The sequence below is a fragment of the Nocardia amikacinitolerans genome, from assembly GCF_900215415.1.
GTDB classification, from domain to species: domain Bacteria; phylum Actinomycetota; class Actinomycetes; order Mycobacteriales; family Mycobacteriaceae; genus Nocardia; species Nocardia amikacinitolerans.
In genome coordinates, this window is the sequence record NZ_OBEG01000002.1 from 122,359 (window position 1) to 145,171 (window position 22,813).

Genomic DNA, 22,813 nt, shown 5'->3' on the forward strand with positions numbered 1-22,813 from the left:
AATCGGTCAACCGTCCAGCAAGCGCCCGCAACCTCAGGCACCATCAACTCGGACACCCGCTCGACGGTCTTCTTACTCTGGAGTAAGATAGCCTTACTCAGGAGTAAGATAGCTGGGACAAGACCTCACCCCACCCATCCGAGAAAACAGGTGATGATGAGCACTCGAGACAGCGCAACGACGCGACGTCCAGACACGTCCGCCGTCGGCCTCAACCAGCCCAAGCGGGACTGGATGGGCGCGGCGATGCGGGTCATGACGACCCTCACCGGGTCCGAGCTCGCCGAGAAGTACAACCTGCGCAAGCCGATCGAGCGAGTCACCTACGAAGGCACCAAGACCGGCTTCCGCACCCTGGGTGCGGCCACCCGCGCGTTCAACAAGGTCGCGGGCGGCGGCGCCCCCAAGCGCCTCGCGGACAACGAGTCGAAGAAGAAGGACCTCTTCGACATCACCCCGTCCGACGAGCAGCAGATGATCGTCGAGACCGTGCGCGAATTCGCCGCCGAGATCCTGCGGCCCGCGGCACACGATGCCGACCACTCCGCCAAGGCGCCGCGCGACCTGCTCGAGCGCGCCGCGGAACTCGGCATCACCCTGATCAACGTGCCCGAGGAGCTCGAGGGTGCGGCCTCCGAACGCGGCGCGGTCACCAACTCGATGGTCGCCGAGGCGCTCGCGCACGGTGACATGGGCCTCGCGCTGCCGATCCTGGCGCCGAGCGGCGTCGCCGTCGCCCTCTCCCAGTGGGGCACCGATTCCCAGCAGAAGACCTACCTGCCCGCCTTCACCGGCGAGAACGTGCCGCAGGCCTCGGTCGTGATCAACGAGCCGCGCGCCCTGTTCGATCCGTTCGCCCTCCAGACCAAGGCCACCCGCGCGCCGAGCGGCTACCGCCTCAACGGCGTCAAGAGCCTGGTGCCCGCCGCCGCGGACGCCGAGCTGTTCCTGATCGCCGCCGAGCTCGACGGCCGTCCCGCCCTGTTCATCGTCGAGTCCGACGCGCCGGGCCTGGTCGTGGAGGCCGATCCGAGCATGGGTCTGCGCGCCGCGGGCATCGGCCGCCTGCTGCTCAACGACGTGGCGGTCCCCGCCGACGCCGTCCTCGGCGACGGCGACGCCAAGACCCGCGCCGAGGAATACGCCGACGCGGTGCGCCTCGCGCGCCTCGGCTGGGCTTCGCTCGCCGCGGGCACCGGCCAGGCCGTGCTCGACTACGTGATCCCCTACGTCAACGAGCGCGAGGCGTTCGGCGAGCCGATCTCGCACCGCCAGGCGGTGGCGTTCATGGTCGCCAACATCGCCATCGAACTGGATGGCCTGCGGCTCGTGACCCTGCGGGGTGCGTCACGCGCGGAGCAGGGCCTGTCCTTCGGCCGCGAGGCGGCGCTGGCCCGCAAGCTGGCCACCGACAAGGGCATGCAGATCGGTCTGGACGGCGTGCAGCTGCTCGGCGGCCACGGCTTCACCAAGGAACACCCGGTCGAGCGCTGGTACCGCGATCTGCGGGCCATCGGCGTCGCCGAGGGTGTCGTGCTCATCTGATCGGCTCGTTCCTTCCTTCAGGAGACCTTCCACAATGATCAATCTCGAACTCCCCAAAAAGCTGCGGGCCAGCGCCAACCAGGCTCACCAGGTCGCCTCGGAGATCTTCCGGCCGATCTCGCGCAAGTACGACCTCGCCGAGCACGACTACCCGGTCGAACTGGACACCATGGCCGCCATGGTCGAGGGCCTCGCCGACTCCGGCACCCAGAAGATCGGCGGCGCCGCGGGCGGCCGCTCCGACGAGTCCGACGCGCACGCCACCGAGCTGCTCGGAAACACCAACGGCGGCAACATGTCCGCGCTGCTGAACGCCCTGGAGACCTCGTGGGGCGACGTCGGCCTGATGCTGTCGATCCCCTACCAGGGCCTTGGCAACGCGGCCATCGCGGCCGTCGCCACCGACGAGCAGCTGAAGCGCTTCGGCAAGGTGTGGGCCGCGATGGCCATCACCGAGCCGTCCTTCGGCTCCGACTCCGCCGCCGTCACCACCACCGCGGTGCGCGACGGCGACGAGTGGGTGCTCAACGGCGAGAAGATCTTCGTCACCGCCGGTCAGCGCGCCACCCACATCGTGGTGTGGGCGACCGTCGACAAGAGCCTCGGCCGCGCGGCGATCAAGTCGTTCGTCGTGCCGCGCGACGCTCCCGGTCTCTCGGTGGCCCGGCTCGAGCACAAGCTCGGCATCAAGGCCTCCGACACCGCCGTGCTCCTGTTGCAGGACTGCCGGATTCCCGCCGACAACATCCTCGGCAGCCCGGAAGTCAACGTGGAGAAGGGTTTCGCGGGGGTCATGCAGACCTTCGACAACACCCGTCCGCTGGTCGCGGCCATGGCCGTCGGCGTGGCGCGCGCCGCGCTCGAGGAGCTGCGCGCCATCCTGACCGCCGCCGGTATCGAGATCTCCTACGACACCCCGGCGATCAACCAGCACGCCGCCGCGGCCGAATTCCTGCGCATGGAAGCCGATTACGAGTCCGCCTACCTGCTCGCGCTGCGCGCGGCGTGGATGGCCGACAACAAGAAGCCCAACTCGCTGGAAGCCTCCATGTCGAAGGCCAAGGCCGGCCGCACCGGCACTGACATCACCCTCAAGGCCGTCGAGCTGGCAGGCACCATCGGCTACTCCCAGCGCACCCTGCTGGAGAAGTGGGGCCGCGACTCGAAGATTCTGGACATCTTCGAAGGGACGCAGCAGATCCAGCAGCTCATCGTCGCGCGGCGGGTGCTCGGTAAGACCAGCGCCGAGCTCAAGTAGCCAGTCGCACAAGGAAAGACCGGTGCGGAGTTGGGTGGCTCCGCACCGGTCTTTCTGTCGCCGACCGAGGCACACAACTAGATCGCCCTCTGCTGGACCGTCACTGGGCGTCATCGGCCGATTCCGACCATATGTCGATTGCCTCGTCTACGCATATGTCATGCTCGTGCAGCCACCTGAGTTGCCCACTGATTAGCGAGCCGCCCCGGATTCTTTGTCACCAATTGGCCAGTGAGCGGATGCCCATGCCGATGAGCACGTATATCTAGCAGAGTTTACCGGTGCGGGTGACTGGAGACTAAAACCGGCAACCCGTACCGACCGGATAGTCGTCAGGGGCGCGGACAGTTCCACGACTGCCCTTGATGGCCAGGGCAGTAGACACGGATGGTCGCACGAGCACGGAGTCCGTAACTACCGTTGGGCCCGTCCGGAGCGGCGTAAACGTACTTGGCCTCGATCTCATATGTGCCCTGTTTAGACGGTGTCCATTGCATGGTCGCGATGCCGTTCGATGATTGGATCGGCTTGTAACAGGTCGTTATGCGATCGACGGTGGTGCAGAAGGTCGCTGTCCCTTGCATTGCGGGGTCCGCTGTGACCGTTAGTGAATAGGTCGACCAGACAGAATAGGTCCCGTTGTCCGAGGACATCGTCAAGCGGGCTTCAGCCGCAGAGGCGGTGGGCGCGGCGAGCACCATGGCCCCAGCGGCCGCCATAGCACCGAGACCGAACCGGCGTACGTACCTGCTCGAAGCAGTTGTGCTCATGGATGATTCCCCCTCAACTCATAGTTCTGCGCAGGTAAGCGGCTGGGCCGCGCACCGTCGTACACGGTATCGGAAAGTGACTTACCCGACAATGGGAACAGACTGTGCCCCAATGAATCTCATCGTTTCGCCGTGTCGCCCCTTATGCATCGACCATTTTTCCGGAACGGAGAACGCAAGCCAGGGAGCGGCTCTGGCCGTACATCCGGACAACTCAGCCGGTGCGAGGTTGGGTGGACCGCACCGGTTTCTTTGTGCCGCATGCTTCGGCGACCGGCGACCGTACGCTGCCGCGCGCGTGCGGGGGTGGGCTGGCGGAGGGGGTTGGGGGATCGGTTAGGGTCTCGAGGGTTACCGCGAGTCAGCGGACGAATTTCAGTAAGGCTGTACCAAGGACTCTGGCAAGGAGATTGGTTATGCGTCGACTGAGTTTCAAGCGTCATCTCACCGCGGCGGCGGCCGTTTCGGCCGTGCTGGCAACGGTGTTCAGCGGAAGCGCGGCGGCGGAGCCCGAGGTCCCGATGGTGGACTGGGGCATCGCGGTGCAGAAGCTGCGGGAGGCCGCCGAGGGTAATCCGATGGCGGAGGAGGCGATCGATCGGCTGCTCGCCGAGCGGGACCGGTTGCCCGCCAAGAGCGAGGTCGCGCTGCCCGCCCAGCCGTTCCAGATTCCGGCGCAGTCCGACATCGGCCGTGGCCAGGGTCCCGGCGTGTACGGGTCGGGCATCGCGCTGGGCGTCGACGGCTTCCGCCTCGGCTTCTTCGGCGGCCCGGGCACCATCTCGCCGAACCAAGGCGGCGCCAAAATGGAAGCGCTGTGGGTCAATCTGTCCAACGGCCGCAGCGGCACCGAGGTGCTCTTCGAGCACGAGGACGTGCCGGTGGACACCACCATCCGTTCCAGGGCGCTCGACCTCGGCCCCGGCATGATCGTCTCCGCGGTGTACGGAACCCTGTGGCACCGTTGGTCGGTCCCGGTCAGCGACGCCAACCCGGACGGGTACCAGTACCAGCGCGGCACCGTCTCCGTTCCCTCGATGGGCGCGGTCTACAACTGATCCCAGGTTCGTCGCGGCGGCCACCGCGCCGCCGCGACGAACCGGTCAGCTTGCCCCATCACGCGCATCCCGCCGCGCGGCAATGGCCCAGCGCCGCAGAGACTTACGCGCTCGCGCGCGGCGCGCCTGACGATTCGGGCCAGCGCCGCACCGCCCGGGCATGGCCGCCCGGCACCTCTCGTCTCGGCCGCCGGTCTTCGAGCTGCTTCCGCCGTAAGAGACGATCGCTACGGGCTCAGCCTCGCCCTGAATCCCCTGTCTCGGCGGCCAATCGGCGCGCCGCCTCCGCCATCAGTATCCGATCGCGCCGCTCCTCGAACCGCGCGGCGTCCCGATCCAATTGCTCGACGAACGCGCCGAGCTCCTCTCGGCACTGCTCGCCGCGAGGTCCGAAGTCGGTGCGGCCGAAGATGTTCCACTTCTTCAATACCGGCATCACCACGTCGTCCAAGTGCTGGCGGGGATCGTAGATTCCGTGTTTGGCGATGAGCGCCGCCTTGCGACGGAAGTCCGGCATGCCGACGCCCGGCATACGGAACCTCCGCACGATCATCGAGATCGCCTCCAGCGCTTGGTCGGGCGTGAGCTCGAGGGCCGCCTCGCACATGTTGCGGTAGAAGACCATGTGCAAGTTCTCGTCGGCGGCGATGCGTTGCAGCATCTTGTCCGCGATCGGGTCGTCGCAGACCTTGCCGGTGTTGCGATGACTCACCCGGGTGGCCAGCTCCTGGAAGGTCACGTACGCGAGACCGTAGAGCGCGTTGGTGTCGGCGTCCCAGGCGGCGGGCGTGTCGGCGCCCTTGGTCATGTGCGCCATGCGGGCGTGTTCCAGCGCGACCGGGTCCACTCCCCTGGTGACGACGAGGTAGTCGCGCATCGTGATGCCGTGCCGGTTCTCCTCGGCGGTCCAGCGGCCGACCCAGGTGCCCCATGCCCCGTCCCTGGAGAAGCCCTCGGCGATCTCGCGGTGATAGGAGGGCAGGTTGTCCTCGGTGAGCAGGTTGACCACCATGGCCGCCCTGGCCACTTCGGACAGCCGCGACTGTTCCGGTTCCCAGTCGGCGCCGCCCATCGCGGCGTAGTTGCGGCCCTCACCCCATGGCACGTAGTCGTGCGGGTGCCAGTTCTTGGCCGTGGACAGGTGCCGATTCAGTTCGCGCTCGACGACCGGCTCCAGCTCGATCAGCAATTCCAGTTGGGTCAGATTTCTCGACATGTCGGTGTCCCATCCGGGCGGCGGGTGTCGTGCGTCGGCTCGGGCGGGTGGCGAGGCCGCGGGAGCGAGCCACTGGCGCCGCCCGGGGAGACCCGCGCCGGCGATGCCACGTCACACAGGACCATTGTCCGCTTTGTCGTCTTCACATGTGACCCATGACACGTTCGCTGCTACGGTAGGCATCCACATAGCCGCATCGCGAGGTCGAGTGCCGACGCGAGTGTTCAGTGGAGGAGTTCGAGTGAGCGTGGCGCGTGCGCTGGAAACCGTGAAAGCCCTGGGAGTGCTGCGGTCTCGTGGAGTCAGCGATCCCAAGGCACCGCTGGAAACTCTGCGCACCATGCGCGAGACCAAGGTATTCGGCCCGCAGGCGGCCCTGGTGCGGCATTCCGCGCGCATCGCGCCGGACCGGGTCGCCCTCGCCGACGAACGCGGCGAGCTGACCTATCGCGAGCTGGACGAGCAGTCCACCGCCGTCGCGCGCGGTCTGCACGCGGCCGGTATCACCGAGGGCACCGTGATCGGCGTGCTGGCGCGCGACCACCGAGGGCTGATCATGTCGATGATCGCCGCGGGCAAACTAGGCGCGCGGATCGCGCTGATGAACACCGGCTTCGCCAAGCCGCAGTTCGCCGAGGTGTGCGTCCGCGAGAAGGTCAGGGCGGTGCTGCACGACAGCGAGTTCCTCGGGCTGCTCGACGCGCTGCCCGCCGACCTGCCGCGCTACCTCACCTGGGTCGACGAGGGCGCCCAGCTGCCGGAAGGCGCGCAGACCTTCGACGACCTGATCGCCGCGAACTCCACCGAGCCGCTGCCCGCGCCGAGCAAGCCAGGCGGCTTCATCATCCTCACCAGCGGTACCACCGGTCTGCCCAAGGGCGCGCCGCGCACCAAGGTGACGCCGATGGCCACCGCGCAGTTCGTCGACCGCATCCCGTTCCAGAAGTTCGGCACGATGGTGATCGTCTCGCCGATCTTCCACAGCACCGGCCTCGGCACCTGGCTGGTCGGCACCGTGCTGTCCAACAAGATCGTGATGCGCCGCCGCTTCGACGCCGAGGCCACCTTGAAGATGGTGTCCGACCACAAGGCCGACATGCTGGTCGCGGTGCCGACCATGCTGCACCGTATGGTCGAGCTGCCCGAGGAGGTGCGCGCCAAGTACGACACCTCCTCGCTGAAGGCCATCGTGCTGGCCGGTTCCGCGCTCTCGCCCGAGCTGTGCGTGCGCGCCGCCGAGGTCTTCGGTCCGGTGCTGCACAACCTGTACGGCTCGACCGAGGTCGCGATCGCCACCATCGCCAAGCCGGAAGAGCTCGCGCAGGCGCCCGGCACGGTCGGCCGCCCGCCGATCACCTGCGATGTGCGGCTCTACGACGACAACGACCAGCTGGTCACCGACCGCAATGTCACCGCGCGCATCTTCGTGCGCAGCGGCGCGCCGTTCGAGGGCTACACCGACGGCCGCAACAAGCAGATCATCGACGGCTACATGTCCAGCGGCGACGTCGGCCACTTCGACGACAACGGCCTGCTGATGGTCGACGGCCGTGACGACGACATGATCGTCTCCGGTGGCGAGAACGTCTTCCCGCAGGAGGTGGAGAACCTGCTGCTGGAGCGTCCCGACGTGTTCGACGCCGCGGTGATCGGCGTGGACGATGTCGAGTTCGGCAAGCGGCTGCGCGCCTTCATCGTCCCGGAGCCCGGCCACACGCCCGACGGCGAGGAGCTCAAGGCCTACGTCAAGGACAACCTGGCCAGGTACAAGGTGCCGCGCGAGGTCGTCTTCCTCGACGATCTGCCGCGTAACCCCACGGGCAAGCTGCTGCGCCGGGTGCTCGTGGAGTACCAGATCTAAGGCCGACCGGATCGGGTCGCGAATCGGTGCCCTTGCGGCGCAACCCGATTCGCGACCCGAGTGGTACTCGAAAGCGAAGTCCTCCGCGCGGTGAGATGGATGACACACTCGGTAACAGTTGCTTGCTATTGTTAGCGCCAGCACTGGATCTCGATGTTGCGGTCCACACCACCCCGAGTCCCGGTGGCTGGACCGCGGAAGGTTGTCCCTTATGTCTTTGTCCTTTCCCGCGCTCGGCGGTTCCGTTCGCAAGGCCGGTGACCTCGCACTCGGCGTGAACGTCATGGTGAAGCGGGGTCTGTTCAACCCGCTGCGCCCGGACCACGCGGCGCGCTCGGCGTTCAACGTGCTGAAGTTCGGTCCGTTCGCGGGCGTCGTCATGCACGCCGCGCAGGCCAGGCCGCACGCGGCCGCCATCGTGGACGAGCGCGGCGAACTGACCTTCGGCCAGCTCAACGACCAGTCCAACGCCTTCGCGCGCGGTTTGGAAGCTCAGGGCATCCGGCCGGGCGACGTCGTCGCCGTGCTGGCGCGCGATCACCGCGGCATGGTCCTCAGCCTGCTGGCCGCGGGCAAGCTCGGCGTTCGCGCGGTCCTGATGAACACGGGGTTCGCCAAGCCGCAGTTCGCCGACGTCGCCACCCGCGAGAAGGTCAAGGCCGTGCTGCACGACAGCGAGTTCCTCGACCTGATGAGCGCCATCCCCGCCGAGATCCCGCGCATCCTCACCTGGGTCGACGAGAAGGACAACGCCGACCCGTCGATTCCGACCGTCGAATCGCTGTCCGCGGGCCGGTCCACCGCGCCGCTGCCCGCCCCGGCCAAGCCGGGCGGCATGGTCATCCTGACCAGCGGCACCACCGGCACCCCGAAGGGCGCGCCGCGCGACCGGGTCAGCCCGTTCGCCTCGGCGCAGTTCGTCGACCGGGTGCCGCTGCCCGCCAACGGCACGATGATCATGGCCGCGCCGATCTTCCACGGCACCGGCCTTTCCCAGTTCACCATCGGTCTTGCGCTCGGCAACCGTGTCGTCTTCCAGCAGCGCCGCTTCAACCCCGAGCAGACGCTTGCCAATATCGAGAAGTACCGGGCGGACTCGCTGGTCGTCGTGCCGACCATGTTGCAGCGCATCCTCGATCTCGGCGACGACGTGCTCGCCAAGTACGACGTGCGCAGCATCAAGGTGATCTTCGCGGCGGGCTCGGCCATCGCGCCCGACGTGGTCACCCGCACGCTGGACCACTTCAACGACAGCCTCTACAACCTGTACGGCTCCACCGAGTGCGCGGTGATGACCGTGGCCACCCCGGCGGACATGCGCAAGTCGCCGACCACCGCGGGACGTCCGCCCGTCGGCATCCGCATCGTGCTGCTCGACGAGAACCGCAAGCCGATCACCGAGCCGAACGTCACCGGAACCATCTTCGTGGACAACGGATTCGCGTTCAGCGGCTACACCGACGGCCGGACCAAGGAAATCGTCGACGGCATGATGTCCAGCGGCGACGTCGGGCACTTCGACGCCGACGGCCTGCTCTACATCGACGGCCGCGACGACGACATGATCGTCTCCGGGGGCGAGAACGTCTTCCCGCTCGAGGTGGAGAACCTGATCGCCGGGCGCGAGGACATCTTCGAGGCCGCCGTGGTCGGCGTCGACGACCGCGAGTACGGCAAGCGGCTGCGCGCGTTCGTCGTGCCGGGCCCGGACTCCAAACGCGATCCGCAGGAGATCAAGGACTACGTCAAGGCGAACCTGGCCCGCTACAAGGTGCCGCGCGAGGTGATCTTCCTCGACGAACTGCCGCGCAACGCCACCGGCAAGCTGCTGCGCAAGCCGTTGATCGAGATGGAGATCGAGAACTGATCCCGTGATCGCGCGCGCGGCGCCGGTATTCGTCGAGTATCGGCGCCGCGCGAGCTGTCGACCGTCCGGTCTGCTCGTATTAGGCTTGCGCGAGAAGGCAGTTCGAGCGACAGGGGCGCGATGTCCAGCGTGATCGGCAAGGGCGGGAACGTCGCGCTGGGCGGCGGGCGATTGCACGTGACGGTCGCACCCGCCGGTATCGATCTGTCGGTGTTGTGCGTCCGCGACCACGGGAAGGTCGGCGACGACAGCGAATTCGTCTTCTACAACCAGCCGGTCTCGCCGGACGGCGCGGTGCGGCTGACCGACGGCGCGATCTGCATCGATCTGCCCAATGTCGGCGCGGTGACCGACCGGCTGGTCGTGGCCGCCTCGGTGGACAACGGTGTGTTCGGCGGCATTCCGCTCGCGGTCCGCATCACCGAGGACGGCGGGCTCGCCCACGATCTGCCGATCACCGGGCTGAGTTCGGAGACCACCGTCATCCTCGGCGAGGTGTATCGCCGCGCGAGCGGCTGGAAGTTGCGCAATGTGGCGCAGGGGTATTCGAGCGGATTGGCGGGGCTGGCCACCGATTTCGGCATCTCCGTCGATGACGAGCCGCCTAGTGCGAATCAGAATGCGGCACAGCCATTTTCATCGCCATCCCAGTCCGCGGTTCCGCACACCCCCGCGTTCGGGCAGCCGCAGGTTCCGCCCACCGGGTCGCCGGGTACCTCGTTCAGCCAGCCGCCTGCCGGGTCACCGCATGCGGCGTCGTTTGGCCAGTATCGGACTGCCCCGCAGTCTTTCCCGCCTCCGCCCGCCGGCGCAACTCCCGGCGCGACGCCGGACTCGCACCAACGAGCTTTTCCACCATCAGCCGCACCACACGGCATGCACCCACAGACTCCACCACCGCCCGGCGTGAACTTTTCCAAGGGCGCCGTCACCCTGACCAAGAACGCCCCACCGGTCCTGCTGGAGAAGTCCCCGGTGATCCGACTACGGGTGGCGTGGGCCAGCGGCACCGACTACGAGGCCTACGCCCTTGTCGTGCTGAACACCGGCGAGGTCGTGCACGTCGCCACCTTCGACGCCAAGGACACCCCGGCCAACCCGCACTACCGTGATCTGGTCCGGCACCTCGGCGACCGCGGCCGGGGCCACGTGCGCAGCGGCGGCGGGCAGACCGAGGAGATCATCGAGGTCCGCTTCGCCCCCGAGATCGTCGCGATCGTGCCCGTGGCGTACTCGGCGATCAACAACGGCACCGGGTCGTTCTTCAAGTACCGGGTGTCGCTGGCCATCGAGAACGGCGCCGATCAGGTGGTGATCCCCGCCGATCAGGCGAAGAAGTCCAGCTGGATCTTCACCTGCGTGCCCGGCATCGTCTACAACCGTCCCGAGGGCGTGCTCATCGAACGGCTCGAGCTCTACAGCAAGCGGTTCTCCGAGTTCCGGCCCGCGGCGTTCCTGCAACCCGACGGCCGCGTCGAGGTGAAGATGGACAAAGGCCCGATCAACCAGTTCAAGGCAGACCGGAGCTGACCCGGAGCTTCCATACGGAAACTCCTGGTCGAGCCCGTTTTCCGTGGGTTGCGCAGTCTGGTCGGCGACCGGTAACCGGTCCGTTATCATCAGCGGGTGAGTATCGAGTTCGACCGGTCGGCTGCGGGACGTCGCAGCGCCGTCGCGCGGCTGCGCGGCGGATCGGCCGGTGCGATCTCGGGAACCGTCTCCATCGCGGCCCACGGCTGGGCCTCGGGCGGCATGACCCCCGACAGCACCACCCTCGCCCTGCTCGCCGCGGCTTCCGCGGTCGTCGGCGCGCTGGTGGCAGGACTCGCTCCGCTGCGCGACACCGCGGCGGGTCTGATCACGGCGCTGGTCGGCGGTCAGCTGCTCGGCCACGTCGCCATGGGATTCAGCTCCGGGCACCTGCACCACGGCGACGCCCAGCTGACCCCGCAGATGCTCGTGGCGCACATCGTCGCCGCCTGCGTCGCCGCCGTCGTCATTCGCGGCGCCGAGGCGGCCTATCGGATCGGCACCGCCGTCCTGGCTCGGGTGCTGCCCGTGCTGCGTCGGGTGCCGGTCGTCGCCGATCCCGCTCCGCTGCGCACCACCCACCGCGACCGCGTCATCCTGCGGATTCTCGCCGCCGAGACGCTGCGCACCCGTGGCCCGCCGCGGCTCGTTCACGTCTGATCTCACCCACACCCGGTGTGTGAACGCGCTGTTCGCGTTCCCGCCGCCGTCCCGCGTTTCGACGCGGGGCCGTAGCGCGTCCGGACTTTCGCCGCCTGCGATGTAGTCGACCCGCCGAGCACTCCTCGGTGCGGCCGTGTGCGTTCGCGTGCCGGTGTCTCGCGCACCCACCGGGTTTCCGAACCTCAGAAACGAAACGACCGTGAGCACAACAGAAACCATCACTCCCGACGCCGAATCCTCGGCGCCGCCACCAGAACCCGCCGAGCGGCGCAAGTCCTCGGCTCGCAACGGCCTGCAAGCGCTGGCCATGCGGCTGCACTTCTACGCGGGCGTCTTCGTGGCGCCGTTCATTCTGATCGCGGCCGTCACCGGCGCGCTCTACGCCATCTCACCGACGCTGGAGTCGTTCCTCTCCCGCGACCTGCTGACGGTCGAACCGGGCGAAACGGCACGCCCGCTGGCCGAGCAGGTCACCGCCGCGGTGGCGACCAGGCCGGACCTCGCGCTCGCCGCGGTCTCGCCCGCGCCGGGTCCCGAGGACACCACGCGGGTCGTCTTCACCGACCCGTCGCTCGGCGAATCCGAGCGCCGCGCGGTGTTCGTCAACCCGTACACCGCCGAGCCGGTTGGCGAATCCGTCATCTACGGCAGCTCGCAAGCGCTGCCGCTGCGCACCTGGATCGACCAGCTGCACCGCGATCTGCACCTCGGCGAACCCGGCAGGCTGTACAGCGAACTCGCCGCCTCCTGGCTGTGGGTCATCGCGCTGGCCGGTCTGGTGCTGTGGTTCCGCCGCGTCCGCGCGCGCAGGCAGCGCAACTCCGCCGCGTGGCTGTTCGCGCCCGACCGCTCCAAGGGCGGCCGCGGCCGGACGATGAACTGGCACGGCGCGATCGGCGTGTGGATCCTGCCGCTGATCCTGTTGCTCTCGGCCACCGGCATGACCTGGTCGACCTACGCGGGCGAGAACATCACCGAGTTGCGCAAGCAGCTCAGCTGGACCACACCCGCCGTGAGCACCGCCCTGCCCGGCTCGACCGCGCCCGACCACTCCTCGGGTGGCGACCACCACGGCGGCGGTCACGCGCACGCACCGAAGCCCGCCGACCCGCAAGCCCGCATCGCGCAGGTGGATCGGGTGTACGAGTCCGCACGCGCCGCGGGGATCACCCAGGCGGTGGAGATCACGATTCCGGCCACTCCGGAGAAGGCGTTCGCCGTCAAGGAGCGGCGCATGCCAGGCACCTACTCCGTCGACGCGGTCGCGGTGGACGGCGCCACCGGCAGCATCACCGACCGGCTCGCCTTCGCCGACTGGCCGCTGATGGCCAAGCTCACCAACTGGGGCATCGCGTTCCACATGGGCTTGCTGTTCGGTCTGCCGAATCAGCTGCTGCTGCTCGTCGCGATGATCGGCCTGATCGTGGTGATCGTGTTCGGCTACCTGATGTGGTGGCGCAGGCGTCCGACCCGCGGTTCGCGATTCGCGCTCGGCCGGGCTCCGCGCCGCGGCGCGTTGCGCGGCACGTCGCCGTGGCTCGCGCTGCCCGTGCTGGCTGCCGCGCTGGTCGTCGGCTGGTTCGTGCCGTTGGTCGGCCTGAGCCTGCTCGCCTTCCTGGCCGTTGACGTCGCGATCGGGCTCGTCGGACGGCTGCGCGCCACCGCGTCCTGATCCCCCACTGACCTATCCGCGCCGCGCGGCACCGACCCCGGCGCGTTACCTCACGGCCTGCCCATTCGTCATAGGGACGGCCGTCGCCCTGTCGCGCCCGCGACAGCCCGGACAACAAGGAATTCACCGCACCATGAAGATCACCAAGTTCGCCTTCGCCGCCGCGTTCCTGACCAGCGCGCTCGGTATCGCCGCAGGCACCGGCTCGGCCGCCCCGCTCGCCGACGCCCCCGCCGCGATCAACTTCACGGCGAACGCCACGGACACGTCCTCGATCGTCTCGATCGACGCGGGCTCGCTCGTCGTCGAGGACAACGCCTTGAAGATCAAGGCCGCCGACGGCACCGTCGTCGCGGGGACCCCGCTCACGCTGCGCATCGATGACTTCGAGTTCCCCATCGCCGCCGACATCGCCGACCGCACCGCCACACTCACCCCGCAACTGTCGATGGACAAAGCCGTCTACAAGCCCGTCGCCCTGCCCTTCGAGGACAAGGCGCCGTGGAAGAACGAGTACGACAGGGAAAAGGACGCCTGGTCCCGCATGACCAGCACCATCGGCATGGGCGCCAGCATCGGCACCCTGGTCGGCGGACTCGGTGGTGGGGCGGTCGGCTGCGTGCTCGGCGGCATCGTCGGCGCCACGGTCGCCTCGGCCACCATCATCGGCCTCTTCGGACCCTTCATCCCCGCCGCCGCCGTCGGATGCATCGGCGGCATCCTCGCCGTCGGCGCGCTCGGCACCCTCGCCGGGCAGATCTTCGTGACAGCACCGGTCGCCATCGGCGCGGCCATCCAGTACTTCACCACCATCAACGCACCGTTCACCCCGCCCGCGAAGTGAACCGGTAGAAGCACCCTCTCACCTGCGCGAACCCCGTTCGGCCCACGGCCGGGCGGGGTTCGCCGCGTCCGGGCCGCCGTTTGTCGGCCAATGGCCCGGGTATGCGACCGGTGTCCCAGTTGCCTGTACACAGAAAGGCATCTGCCATGGCAACGTTCGACGCCACCACGCGGACCAACCAGTGGTCCCCGGTGCGAATCGCCGCGTTCGCCGTCGGCGCGGTTTTCCTGCTCGTCGGCATTCTCGGCTTCATCCCGGGCGTCACGACCGATTACGACAGTCTCGACTGGGCTGGACACCACTCCCAAGCCATGCTGCTCGGGCTCTTCCAGGTATCCATCCTGCACAACATCGTTCACCTCGTCTTCGGCGTTGCGGGCTTGCTCGCCTCCCGAGCGGCCGGCGCCGCGTCGGGCTTCCTGGTCGGCGGCGGGGCGATCTACCTGGTCCTGTGGCTGTACGGGTTGATCGTCGACGAGGCGAGCGACGCGAACTTCGTTCCGCTCAACACGGCCGACAACTGGCTGCACTTCGGGCTCGGGGCCGCCATGATCGCCCTCGGCGTCGCGCTGCCGCACAGGACCACCGGACGCAGGCACACCGGCCTGCTGAACTGACGAGAGAAAGGAAGAATATGAGCACAATGGCCGCCACCGTGGACGTCGACGTACCCGTCCACACCGCCTACAACCAGTGGACGCAATTCGAGACCTTCCCCCAGTTCATGGAGGGAGTCGAGGCCGTCCAGCAGATCGACGACCGGCACACCCACTGGCGCATCCACGTCGGGCCCTCGACCCGCGAATTCGACGCGACCATCACCGAACAGCATCCCGACGAGCGCGTCGCGTGGAAGTCCGACAGCGGCCCTCGGCACGCGGGCGTGATCACCTTCCACCGGCTCGACGACACCCACACCCGGGTCACCGCGCAAATGGACGTGGACCCCGAGGGTTTCGTGGAGAACGTCGCCGACAAGCTCGGCGTGCTCGAGCACCGCGTCGACCGGGACATGAAGCGGTTCAAGGAGTTCATCGAGAGCCGAGGCAGCGAGACCGGCGCGTGGCGTGGCGACATCCCGCGGCCGGGTGCCGGTGACATGCCGCGTCAGGGGCCTGGCGACATGCCGCGCCAGGGAATGGGCGACATGCCGAGGCCGGGCAGCGAAATGCCGCGCCCGGGAGGCGAAATGCCGAGGCCGGGCGGCGACATCCCACGGCCGGGCGGCGATATTCCGCGGCCGGGAATCTGATTCACTCCGCGGTGTTCGGCTGATCGCCGGCGCGCGGCTGATCGTCGGGGTGCGGCGTCTCGGATTCGGCAGGCACGACCGGACGCAACAGCACCCAGACGAGAAAGACCAGCGCGACGGCGATCATGCCGACCCCGGCCCACACGTTGACGTTGATGCCGCCGGTCTTGGCCTCTTCGGCGCCGGTGTCGTGGACCAAGCCGGTGATCACCAGGATCACCCCGTAGCTGCCGAGCAGGGCTCCGACGATGGTGCGGATATCGAACAGCATTGGCGTTCTTCCTTATCCGACGAGGATGTTCAGTGCGATGACGAGCACCAGCGCGATGCCCGCGAGCAGGACCGGTCGCTGATACCAGGGCAGCGTGTCGGCTTCCGGGTCGGTGCGCATGGACTCGGGGGTCTCCGAGTAGACCAGTCCGACTAGTTCGGCGGCCGGTTTAGGCTGGGTCACCTGGCTGACGACGACGCTGACCACGATGTCGACCACGAACGCCGTGCCAGCCGCCACGAAACTCGCGCCCTGACCGGACAATTGGAAAACGCCCGCCTCGTGCATGATGAAAATGGTGATGGCCGAGCCGGTTCCGGCGACCAGACCCATCCAGCCCGCGGTGGGCGTCATCTTCTTCCAGAACATGCCGAGAATGAACGTGGCGAACAGCGGCGCGTTGAAGAAACTGAACAGCGTCTGCAAGTAGTCCATCATGTTGCTGAAATTGCCCGCGATGAACGCCGTGAAGATGGCCGCGACGGTGGCGCCGACGGTGGCGAGGCGACCCACGGTCAGGTAATACCCGTCCGAGCGATCCTTGACCACGTACTGCTGCCACAGGTCGAAGCTGAAGACGGTGTTGAACGCCGAGACGTTGGCGGCCATGCCCGCCATGAACGCCGCGAGCAGGCCCGCGATCCCGACGCCCAGAAGTCCGTTGGGCAGCACGTCTTTCATCAGATACAGCAGCGCCTGGTTGTAGGTGACGTCGCTCGAGTACTCCGGGTCGGCGGTCACCGCCTGCTTGTACTCGGCCATCTGCGGCACCAGCACCGCGCTGATCATGCCGGGGATGACGACGATCAGCGGAATGAACATCTTCGGGTACGCGCCGATGATAGGAGTGCGCCGCGCCGCGGAGATGGAGTGCGTCGCCATGGCGCGCTGCACCTCTACGAAATTGGTCGTCCAATAGCCGAAGGAGAGCACGAAACCCAGGCCGAACACGATGCCGAGCACCGAGAGGAAGTCGTTGGCGAATCCGCTCAGCGCGTTGCCTGCCCAGGATTCCAGCTGTTCCGCGCCGCCGGGTGACGCGGTCACCTTGTCCCGCAAGCCATCCCAGCCGCCGACCTTGTGCAGACCGACCAGGGTGAGCGGAAGCAGCGCCGCCACGATGACGAAGAACTGCAGCACCTCGTTGTAGATGGCGGCCGAGAGCCCGCCCAGGGTGATGTAGGACAGCACGATCACCGCCGCCACGATCACCGACACCCACAGCGGCCAGCCGAGCAGCACGTTGACGATGGAACCGAGCAGATAGAGATTCACACCGGCGATGAGGATCTGGGCTATCGCGAAGCTCAGCGCGTTCACCAGGTGGGCGCCGGTGCCGAACCGGCGGCGCATGAACTCCGGCACGCTGCGCACCTTGGAGCCGTAGTAGAACGGCATCATCACCACGCCGAGGAACAGCATGGCGGGTACAGCGCCGATCCAGAAGTAGTGGAAGGTCGGGAAGCCGTACTCGGCGCCGTTGGCCGACATGCCCATGATCTCGACCGCGCCGAGGTTGGCCGAGATGAACGCCAGGCCGGTGACCCACGCGGGCAGCGAACGACCCGACAGGAAGAAGTCGATGCTGGAGGACACCCGCTGCCTGGCCAACAGGCCGATGCCTAGCACGAACACGAAATACAGGGCTACCAGCGCATAGTCGACGGGATCCGCGTCCAGGCGCAGGGTGGTCGCCGCCTCGTAACGCAGCAGTGTCGCGCCGGGAGGTTCGCCAGGCAGTGCGGACCGGAGGAAAGGTGAATCGGCAAGCGGCACAGCGTCGTCCCTCCTGGCGTGCAGCCGGTCGACGAGGCGTACCTCCGCTTCGCTCCGGCCGTGCGCGGGCTATGGACGGGCCTGGTCCTGGCTCGTCCGTCGTGCGGTACTCACATCCACTGTGCGTGATTGTGCCGCACCCGCGTGGCACAATCACGCACAAAACCTGGACGGTTGCTCAGCGAGTCCGTCGGCCCGGGGACTTCACCGCGGCGAGCGTTGGTCAGCGCGCGAGAACTCGGCGCTCAGAGCTCTCGGCGGGCTCCGGCGGCTGGAACCACGACGAACGTGCGCGGCGCGGGGAAGCCCGAGCGGGCGAAGCGATCACCGACCGCGGCGGCCACCGCGTCGGTGCGATCACGGTCGACCAGCGCGATGACGCTGCCACCGAAGCCGCCGCCGACCATCCGCGCGCCGTGCGCGCCCGCGTCCAGCGCCGCCGTCACCGCCGTGTCGAGCGCGTCCGTCGAGACCTCGAAATCGTCGCGCAGCGAGGCGTGGCCCGCGCTCAGGTCCGGTCCGATCTCGCGCGGATCCGCCCCTCGGCGCAACTTCTCGGCAACCGCCACGACGCGCGCGTTCTCGGTGATCACGTGGCGCGCCCGCCGCCGACCGATCGGATCGGTGATGCGCGCCACGTCCGCGGCCTCGGCGTCGCGCAGCGCGGGCACACCGAGTTCGGCCGCGGCCGAGGCACACTCGGCGCGCCGCCGCGCGTAGCCACCGTCGACCAGTTCGTGCGGCTGGCCGGTGTCGACGACCAAGAGCTCGAGGCCGAAAGTGGCGAGATCGAACGGGATCTGTTCGTAGCCCGCGTCGGCGGTGCTGAACCGGCGCACGTCGAGGAACAGCGCGTGTCCCGCGGTGCACAGCATGGCCGCGGACTGGTCGAGCACCCCCGTCGGAGCGCCCGCGTAGTCGTTCTCGGCGGCCCTGGCGATATCGATGAGTTCACGGACGGCGACGGTGGGCGCGCACAGATCCCGCAGCGCTACCGCCACAGAGCACGACAGCGCCGCCGAACTCGACAGTCCCGCGCCGATCGGCACCGCTCCGTCGAGTTCCAGCACGAGACCGGGAACGGCGTGCCCGCGCCGCACGAACTCGGCGACCACGCCCAGCGGATACCGCGCCCAACCCGGCAGTCGATCCCGCGCTGCGACGAGCTCATCGATTCCGACCAGCACCGATTCGCCGGGGCGCTGCCGTGATTCGACGCGGACGAACCCGTCGGCCGTCGTCTCGGCCGCGCACCGCGTCACCAGCGGTAACGCGATGGGCAACACGAAACCGTCGTTGTAGTCCGTGTGCTCGCCGATGATGTTCACCCGACCCGGCGCCACCCATGTCCGCACTGCTGCCTCGCTCGATCGACTCGGAGCTGGTTCGTCGCGCCACACGTTACGAGACACGCCGCCCCAGCATCGCTTTCGGCCGGTGCGCGTGCGCGATTCGCGATCGTGCCGCACAGTCGAATTCGAAGCAATATCGGCCTGCAAATTAGGCCGAGAGTTTTGGGAGGGCACTATGATTCACACCACCCCACGCGGCGGCCTGCTCGGGCTGCAGTGGTTCGATCGACTACTTCCGCCCCTGGGCAGGCCGGAGCGTGACAACCGGCAGATCCCCGGGGCGCCACTGAGGATCGAGATCGGCGCGGCGACCGGGGTGGGCCCGACAGCGCTGTCGGCGTTCGACGCGGCCCTGCGTGAGTTGGGAGTGGGTGATGCGAACTTGATTCGCCTGTCGTCGGTGATCCCGCCGCGTGCCATGCTGGAGCGCACCGCCCGTGTCCGCAAGCCGATCCCCTGGGGCGATCGGCTCTACTGTGTCTACGCCGCGCAGCACGCCGACGAGCTGGGCAGTTCGGCCGCCGCGGGCATCGGCTGGGCGCTGCGCGACGACGGTTCGGGAGCGGGGCTCTTCGTCGAGCACGAGGGCGAGAGCGCGGCCGAGGTCGAAGTACTGATCCGCGCCAGCCTCGCCGACATGACCGCCCACCGGCCCGAAACCTTCGGCCCCGTGCAGCTCTCGCTCGCCCAGACGCGCTGCGCGGGCGACCCGGCCTGCGCGGTGGTGCTGGCCGCCTACCACACGACTTCCTGGAGCTGACGGCGATGAGCGAGGTGCACGTCACCGTCGAGACCACGATTCCGGACGACCGGATCGAGATGTTCCACCGCCTCTACGAGGAGGCGTTCGGCCCGCTGCGCACCAAGGCCATCGCCAGGCAGGTGCTGCACCGCGACGAATTCCACGAGGAGATGGTCGATCCGCGAGTGCACAAGCACGTCGCGCGCACCGCCTCCGGCGAGCCGATCGGACTGACCACGCTGACCAGGCATTTGGAGACGGTGCCGTGGATCAGCCCGGACTACTTCGCCGCGCGCTACCCCGAGCACGCGGCGCGCAACGCGATCTACTACGCGGGATTCACCCTTGTTGCGCCAAGTGCACGACAAGGGGCGGCCTTCCATGCCATGATCAAATCAGTTGTCCGGACACTGGTGGCCGAGCGCGCCGCGGTCGGCTGGGACATCTGCTCGTACAACAACACTCAGCTCTCGTTCGCCGACAGCATTCGCGCGGTGCTCGATGAGCAGACGAACGTCGAAGTCGCGGTGGAGGATTCACAGACGTACTACGCCGCACAGTTCACCGGGGACGGAGCGACCAAGGGGGGCTGATGACATCCAGCGAAGCGCAGGCGAGCGACCGCGGCTACTGTACCGGAAACCTCTGGTGCGTGGCGCTTCTCGGCGGCTGGACGGCACTGATCTCGGTGCCGCTGGTGTTCCACTCTCGCGCGCTGGCCCTGCTGACGATGCTTGCGGTGGTGGCGGGGGCCCTCACCATGATCGGGGCTGGGCTGCTTCGCCATCGCCCGGCGCAGCCGCTGCCGTGGTATCTGCTGTCGCTGTCGGCGGTGCTCTTCGCGCTCGGCACCATGCTGCGCGACTTCACCGACGACGCGATCAGCCCGTTCGACGACATCTGCACGCTCGCCGGATATCTGGGCATCGGGGTGGCGGCCACGCTCTGGCTACGCCCAAGGCAGGTCCGCGGCGACTACGATCTGTTGCTCGATTCGGCGCTCATCGGTCTCGGCGCACTGCTGGCCTCCTGGACCTTCCTCATCTCCCCCATCCTGCAATCGCGCGCGACCACCCTCACCACGGTGGTCGCGGCGTCGTATCCGATCCTCGACGCCCTGCTGCTGACCTTGGTCGCCCATTCGGTGGCCACGGCCACCCGCTCGGAGACGTCGTTGCGGCTGCTGCACCTGGCCATGGTCGCCGTGCTGGTCGGCGATCTCGGCTACAGCCTGGAAACCGCGGGCACCGCCTCCCTTGGCCACGAGGTCCTGCTGACGCCGCTGCTGATCGCCTACGCGACGGTCGGCATCGCCGCACTGCACCCGACCATGGCGAGCCTCGGGGCGCCGCGCCACATCCATCCACACCATTCCAGGCAGCGCGCCAGCTTCATCGCGGTCGCGCTGATCGTGGCGTCGCTGGTGCCGGTGGTCGGCTCGAGTCTCGGCGCCGTCGACCGGGCGGTGGTGTCCTCGCTGTTCGCGCTGCTGCTGATCGGCGTGCTTGTGCGCAGCGAACGCGCGATCCAACGCAGCGCGCGCAGCGAGCGCCGGGCCCAGTACCAGGCCGATCACGACATGCTCACCGGCCTGCTGAACCGGTCGGCGCTGCTGCGCGCGCTCAACCGCAACAGCGCGCACTGGCGCGATCAGCCGCTGTGCCTGCTGTTCATCGACCTGGACGGCTTCAAGATGGTCAACGACAGCTACGGCCACGCCGTCGGCGACGAACTGATCGCCAACGCCGCCTCCAGGATCCGGCGGGTGGTGCGTCGCGACGACGCGGTCGCCCGGTACGGCGGCGACGAGTTCGTGGTGCTCGCTCCGCTCGGCAAGCAGGACGCGGCCGTGCTCGCCGAGCGACTACTCGGGGCCTTCGTCCGCCCCTTCGAACTGAGCGCGGGCGAAGTGCCCATCACCGCGAGCGTCGGCATCGCGTGCGACAGTCCACGCGACCCCGAGGCCACCGTCTACGACCTGATCCGGGACGCGGATTCGGCGATGTACCACGCCAAGGAGTACTCGCTCGGCTACGCCTTCCACGACGACCTGCGCCATCCGCACCTGCCTGCGGGCCGCCCCATCGCCGCGCCCGACACCCCATCTCGGACCTGGCGCTCGAACGCCGAGAGCACCGCGGTCTGAGCCACGAGCACGGACCACCCGACGCCGCCGTATCCCGGCGCGCCGAACGACCCGGGGCCCGCCCTGTCCGGCAGCTCCGAAAGAGCCGGGACTCAGTCCGTCAGTTCATCTAACAGTCGCTTGGCCTCTTCCAGCTCGGCCTGCAACTGCTCGACCTTCGCCAGCTGCGCGCCCCGCGCCGCCTCCAGGACTCCGGCGACCACCTCGGCCACTTCGGGGTGCAGGATCTTGGCCGCCTGCGCGACCGCGGAACTGTTCACCGGCAGCCCGCGCACCGAGCGCTTCTTTCCGTTGACCACCTCGACCGTCCATTCGCCGTCGGCCGTGCCGGACAGCGTCACCGTGACCTCCGCGGCCTTCGCCTTGCGCGCCGCCGCTGCCTTGGCCGGCTTCGGCGCGGTCGCGGGCTTCGACGCCCCTGCGGCGGGTCCGCTCGATTCCGCCACCGGCGCAACGGGTTTCGGCGCTGGGGGAACCGGAGCGGGGCTGGCGGTCGGCGCCGGTGCGCTCGTCGTGGTCGACGGCTGGGTCACGGTCGAGTCCTTCCTTGTTGTCGACTTCGGCTGGCTGGGTGGTGCGGCGGCCGCCCGGTCGCGCGACGGCTTGGTCAACGTCACTTCGGTCGGAGAAAAGGACAGTACATCCTTCGAACCGGTCGGCCGCACCTGCAGGAAATCACCGTCGGACGGATCGCCGAGCGCGATCACCTTGCCCGAACGCCCCTCTGGCACACCGACGGCGGCGGCGGTGAACCAGACCATCGGCGGCCGGCCGCCCGCGATCTCCGCGGCGATCTGCTCGATCTCGGTGTCGGACAACGGCTTGGGTTTGGTTCTTGGCGACGGCATGGGGCACTCCGAGCGGTCTTCGTGGATGTCTGCGTGCACAGATGATGCCGCACGCCACCGACAGATTCGCACCGCGTCGGGAATTCGCACCGCCTCGCCCCGACCCACCCGCGACAGCAAACGCGGGGCTACATATAGCGAC

General features: G+C 68.2%; 18 protein-coding genes and 1 pseudogene. 14 read left to right on the forward strand and 5 right to left on the reverse strand.

Going from position 1 to position 22,813, the window contains the following annotated elements:
- Nucleotides 1-150 precede the first annotated feature (150 nt).
- The 3 genes from CRP45_RS08905 to CRP45_RS08915 all read left to right on the forward strand — a co-directional run bounded on the left by CRP45_RS08905 (nt 151) and on the right by CRP45_RS08915 (nt 4,631).
- Entirely contained in the window at nt 151-1,545 is a 1,395-nt protein-coding gene (locus CRP45_RS08905; protein ID WP_372507913.1) for an acyl-CoA dehydrogenase family protein, read from the forward strand.
- 34 nt (nt 1,546-1,579) lie between these two features.
- On the forward strand, nt 1,580-2,803 hold the full coding sequence (locus CRP45_RS08910; protein WP_067792003.1) for an acyl-CoA dehydrogenase family protein: 1,224 nt from the start codon (nt 1,580-1,582) through the stop codon (nt 2,801-2,803).
- Between the two features lie 1,186 nt (nt 2,804-3,989).
- Nucleotides 3,990-4,631, forward strand: a complete 642-nt coding sequence (locus tag CRP45_RS08915) for a hypothetical protein (protein ID WP_097244728.1) — start codon at nt 3,990-3,992, stop codon at nt 4,629-4,631.
- Nucleotides 4,632-4,866: 235 nt separating this feature from the next.
- Here the strand turns inward: CRP45_RS08915 and CRP45_RS08920 are convergent, their stop codons facing one another.
- Nucleotides 4,867-5,847: an acyl-ACP desaturase gene (locus tag CRP45_RS08920; RefSeq protein WP_097244729.1), complete on the reverse strand. Its 981-nt coding sequence runs from the start codon at nt 5,845-5,847 to the stop codon at nt 4,867-4,869.
- Nucleotides 5,848-6,088: 241 nt separating this feature from the next.
- Here CRP45_RS08920 and CRP45_RS08925 point away from each other — a divergent pair, with 241 nt between their 5' ends.
- The 8 genes and pseudogenes from CRP45_RS08925 to CRP45_RS08960 form a co-directional block, all read left to right on the forward strand.
- Nucleotides 6,089-7,708 (forward strand): acyl-CoA synthetase, encoded by a 1,620-nt coding sequence (locus CRP45_RS08925; protein WP_097244730.1) that lies wholly within the window; start codon nt 6,089-6,091, stop codon nt 7,706-7,708.
- A 211-nt stretch (nt 7,709-7,919) separates the two neighbouring features.
- On the forward strand, nt 7,920-9,575 hold the full coding sequence (locus tag CRP45_RS08930; RefSeq protein ID WP_097244731.1) for an acyl-CoA synthetase: 1,656 nt from the start codon (nt 7,920-7,922) through the stop codon (nt 9,573-9,575).
- A gap of 120 nt (nt 9,576-9,695) precedes the next feature.
- Nucleotides 9,696-11,105, forward strand: coding sequence for a TerD family protein (locus tag CRP45_RS08935; protein WP_097244732.1), 1,410 nt, complete (start codon nt 9,696-9,698; stop codon nt 11,103-11,105).
- Between the two features lie 96 nt (nt 11,106-11,201).
- Complete coding sequence (locus CRP45_RS08940) at nt 11,202-11,765, forward strand: hypothetical protein (protein WP_097244733.1); 564 nt, start codon at nt 11,202-11,204, stop codon at nt 11,763-11,765.
- A 202-nt stretch (nt 11,766-11,967) separates the two neighbouring features.
- Entirely contained in the window at nt 11,968-13,440 is a 1,473-nt protein-coding gene (locus tag CRP45_RS08945) for a PepSY-associated TM helix domain-containing protein (RefSeq protein ID WP_097244734.1), read from the forward strand.
- Nucleotides 13,441-13,573: 133 nt separating this feature from the next.
- Nucleotides 13,574-14,284: a DUF8020 domain-containing protein gene (locus tag CRP45_RS08950; protein WP_097244735.1), complete on the forward strand. Its 711-nt coding sequence runs from the start codon at nt 13,574-13,576 to the stop codon at nt 14,282-14,284.
- 146 nt (nt 14,285-14,430) lie between these two features.
- Nucleotides 14,431-14,901 carry a DUF4383 domain-containing protein gene (locus tag CRP45_RS08955; RefSeq protein WP_067791976.1) on the forward strand — a complete coding sequence of 157 codons (471 nt, stop codon included), beginning with the start codon at nt 14,431-14,433 and terminating at the stop codon, nt 14,899-14,901.
- Nucleotides 14,902-14,918: 17 nt separating this feature from the next.
- A pseudogene (locus tag CRP45_RS08960) lies at nt 14,919-15,374 on the forward strand (SRPBCC family protein); the annotation flags it as partial.
- Nucleotides 15,375-15,537: 163 nt separating this feature from the next.
- On the opposite strand, the gene CRP45_RS08965 reads toward CRP45_RS08960, so the two are convergent.
- The 3 genes from CRP45_RS08965 to galK form a co-directional block, all read right to left on the reverse strand.
- On the reverse strand, nt 15,538-15,807 hold the full coding sequence (locus tag CRP45_RS08965; protein ID WP_097244737.1) for a hypothetical protein: 270 nt from the start codon (nt 15,805-15,807) through the stop codon (nt 15,538-15,540).
- Between the two features lie 12 nt (nt 15,808-15,819).
- Nucleotides 15,820-17,517 (reverse strand): sodium:solute symporter family protein, encoded by a 1,698-nt coding sequence (locus CRP45_RS08970; protein WP_097245395.1) that lies wholly within the window; start codon nt 17,515-17,517, stop codon nt 15,820-15,822.
- A 311-nt stretch (nt 17,518-17,828) separates the two neighbouring features.
- Entirely contained in the window at nt 17,829-18,938 is a 1,110-nt protein-coding gene (gene galK / locus CRP45_RS08975) for a galactokinase (RefSeq protein WP_097244738.1), read from the reverse strand.
- Nucleotides 18,939-19,110: 172 nt separating this feature from the next.
- On the opposite strand from galK, the gene CRP45_RS08980 reads away from it, so the two are divergent.
- Genes CRP45_RS08980 through CRP45_RS08990 form a run of 3 tightly spaced genes read left to right on the forward strand, consistent with a single transcriptional unit; the run spans nt 19,111 to nt 21,823 of the window.
- Nucleotides 19,111-19,695, forward strand: a complete 585-nt coding sequence (locus tag CRP45_RS08980) for a pyruvoyl-dependent arginine decarboxylase (RefSeq protein ID WP_169810925.1) — start codon at nt 19,111-19,113, stop codon at nt 19,693-19,695.
- A gap of 5 nt (nt 19,696-19,700) precedes the next feature.
- Nucleotides 19,701-20,270: a hypothetical protein gene (locus tag CRP45_RS08985; RefSeq protein ID WP_067791969.1), complete on the forward strand. Its 570-nt coding sequence runs from the start codon at nt 19,701-19,703 to the stop codon at nt 20,268-20,270.
- Entirely contained in the window at nt 20,270-21,823 is a 1,554-nt protein-coding gene (locus CRP45_RS08990) for a GGDEF domain-containing protein (RefSeq protein ID WP_097244739.1), read from the forward strand. Before CRP45_RS08985 ends, CRP45_RS08990 begins: the two co-directional genes overlap by 1 nt.
- Nucleotides 21,824-21,915: 92 nt before the next feature.
- Here the strand turns inward: CRP45_RS08990 and CRP45_RS08995 are convergent, their stop codons facing one another.
- On the reverse strand, nt 21,916-22,671 hold the full coding sequence (locus CRP45_RS08995; RefSeq protein ID WP_097245396.1) for a DUF6319 family protein: 756 nt from the start codon (nt 22,669-22,671) through the stop codon (nt 21,916-21,918).
- Nucleotides 22,672-22,813: the final 142 nt, after the last annotated feature.

What these genes read in the sequence shown, in the direction of transcription:
- CRP45_RS08910 (WP_067792003.1), top strand. Translation starts at nt 1,580, where the DNA reads ATGATCAATCTCGAACTCCCCAAAAAGCTGCGGGCCAGCGCCAACCAG.
- CRP45_RS08935 (WP_097244732.1), top strand. Translation starts at nt 9,696, where the DNA reads ATGTCCAGCGTGATCGGCAAGGGCGGGAACGTCGCGCTGGGCGGCGGG.
- CRP45_RS08950 (WP_097244735.1), top strand. Translation starts at nt 13,574, where the DNA reads ATGAAGATCACCAAGTTCGCCTTCGCCGCCGCGTTCCTGACCAGCGCG.
- CRP45_RS08965 (WP_097244737.1), bottom strand. Translation starts at nt 15,807, where the DNA reads ATGCTGTTCGATATCCGCACCATCGTCGGAGCCCTGCTCGGCAGCTAC.
- CRP45_RS08915 (WP_097244728.1), top strand. Translation starts at nt 3,990, where the DNA reads ATGCGTCGACTGAGTTTCAAGCGTCATCTCACCGCGGCGGCGGCCGTT.
- CRP45_RS08995 (WP_097245396.1), bottom strand. Translation starts at nt 22,671, where the DNA reads ATGCCGTCGCCAAGAACCAAACCCAAGCCGTTGTCCGACACCGAGATC.
- CRP45_RS08920 (WP_097244729.1), bottom strand. Translation starts at nt 5,847, where the DNA reads ATGTCGAGAAATCTGACCCAACTGGAATTGCTGATCGAGCTGGAGCCG.
- CRP45_RS08985 (WP_067791969.1), top strand. Translation starts at nt 19,701, where the DNA reads ATGAGCGAGGTGCACGTCACCGTCGAGACCACGATTCCGGACGACCGG.
- CRP45_RS08990 (WP_097244739.1), top strand. Translation starts at nt 20,270, where the DNA reads ATGACATCCAGCGAAGCGCAGGCGAGCGACCGCGGCTACTGTACCGGA.
- CRP45_RS08930 (WP_097244731.1), top strand. Translation starts at nt 7,920, where the DNA reads ATGTCTTTGTCCTTTCCCGCGCTCGGCGGTTCCGTTCGCAAGGCCGGT.
- CRP45_RS08980 (WP_169810925.1), top strand. Translation starts at nt 19,111, where the DNA reads ATGATTCACACCACCCCACGCGGCGGCCTGCTCGGGCTGCAGTGGTTC.
- CRP45_RS08955 (WP_067791976.1), top strand. Translation starts at nt 14,431, where the DNA reads ATGGCAACGTTCGACGCCACCACGCGGACCAACCAGTGGTCCCCGGTG.